Annotated in this window: 3 protein-coding genes and 1 pseudogene; all 4 read right to left on the bottom strand. The window is 31.7% G+C overall.

The window, feature by feature from the left end; translation table 11 throughout:
- Positions 1–185: 185 nt before the first annotated feature.
- Positions 186–392, bottom strand: a complete 207-nt coding sequence (locus tag Q9B79_RS26715; RefSeq protein WP_306189015.1) for a hypothetical protein — start codon at positions 390–392, stop codon at positions 186–188.
- Between the two features lie 164 nt (positions 393–556).
- A complete protein-coding gene (locus tag Q9B79_RS26710) occupies positions 557–868 on the bottom strand; it encodes a hypothetical protein (RefSeq protein WP_372339631.1) in 312 nt (103 codons plus the stop codon).
- Positions 869–932: 64 nt separating this feature from the next.
- Positions 933–1,073, bottom strand: a complete 141-nt coding sequence (locus Q9B79_RS26705; RefSeq protein ID WP_306189011.1) for a hypothetical protein — start codon at positions 1,071–1,073, stop codon at positions 933–935.
- A 145-nt stretch (positions 1,074–1,218) separates the two neighbouring features.
- A pseudogene (locus Q9B79_RS27045) lies at positions 1,219–1,317 on the bottom strand (RHS repeat domain-containing protein); the annotation flags it as partial.
- Positions 1,318–1,627 lie beyond the last annotated feature (310 nt).

The raw sequence follows: 1,627 nt of genomic DNA, 5'->3' as shown, positions 1-1,627 counted from the left end.
TTACCCATGCCCCAAACAACATACGGATACTAAAAATAATTGTCCCAATACGTGTTTCAGTATATTGTTTATTTATATTTATAAAAAATATATCTTGTAACATAACAGTTAATGTTAATACAGCTACTAAAGCCAAGATAAAAGCAAATTCTACAATTTCTATAAACACTTTTAGTCTCCCTTCATTAACGTCTTCTCACTACATTCGAAATCTTCATAAGTTTCGCTGTCATTGAATTTTCAAATACTTTTTCCCTTTGTTTCTTCGCCCTTTTCATTCCGCCAAGTCTAGCACCTGGGTTCCTTTTAATCTGTTTTATAGGATTCTTCTTAAAACGCTCGTAATTGGATTTTAATTGTCTAACTACTGGCTTATATCCTTTTTGAACCACTCTTTTTCCAACATTTAGTGGTTATTATTAATTCAGTACCTATTTTTACAATAAAAAAGACTATCTAAAATTTAATTTAGAATATTCCTTCTTTATTATTACAACTTGTGTTTCCCATCCATCATAACTATCACATGTTCCACTATAAATCCCCCTCTAATTATCTATACCGTTTTCGCATACATAATATGAAAATAACAGCTAAGACCATAAGTAATAAGTGCAATCATTGTAATATGCCACTTTCCCTCGTACTTCTTTACACACTGCATAAGCCCCCAAAGGCAAAGTAATATAACTGATTGAATCACTAAGATATTTAGCGTCCCTAACAAGGTAGCTGTCGTAGGGTAAATAATCCATATACTCAACAACGAACGTATTACTAGAATCATGGCAAAGATTCTCTTATAATGAAACAGTCTTATACCACCTATGCAGTACTCTTGTAAAAATACGATAGATGCTACTAGCATATTCAAACCCAAAATCAATAAATATTCTAAAATCTCTACCAATCCTAAATTCTCCTTCTTAAATTTATTTACGCTTTCCTATCGCATTAGAAATACGCATTAACTTTGCTTTTATAGAATTCTTCTTCGCTTTAGCTAGCCTTTCTAATCGTGCACCTGGAAGCCTTTTAAAGTGTTTTTTCGGGTTTCCAATAAAACGAGACACGTTACGTACTGCTTGTTTAAACGGGATTCGCCCCCTTGCATAGGAGTTATAAACCCAAACATTCTCCCTGCAGCTTTCAAACCACTTTTCCAAGTATATCCAGAATTCCTGTTTTGGTATAAATATTTAGCTACTCCAAACCAGCACCAATTACTGCACTACCAACCCACCAAGCTACATGCCCATCAGGATCAACCTTCATTACCGGATTATTGTCTGTATACGTATACCCATTCAATGTTACATATCACAATGTAAACAAATGAAAGAGTAAAGTAAATATAGTTTTAAAGTTTTGAAGATTTCGTACACAAAATCCGAAAATTTAACAACAATTTTATAAATATCATTACAGATAACTGTTTTTATTATATATTTAAAGATTAACAATAATTGTATCCATTATTGTTTGCTAGGGACATAATATGAACATTATTTAACTAACTTTTTATTTTCACTTTCAATTTTGTTCTGGCATTCAATGAAGCTAATATACTTAACTTCATATTCTTAGTGTAAATGTGCCTCCCTTAACTGTAATACCTTTATTTATA

Origin of the sequence: Bacillus sp. MHSD_36, from assembly GCF_030757775.1 — a bacterium.
Classification (GTDB): domain Bacteria; phylum Bacillota; class Bacilli; order Bacillales; family Bacillaceae_G; genus Bacillus_A.
Note: the sequence above shows the minus strand (reverse complement) of the source record. Positions and strands in the feature narration are given on the sequence as shown.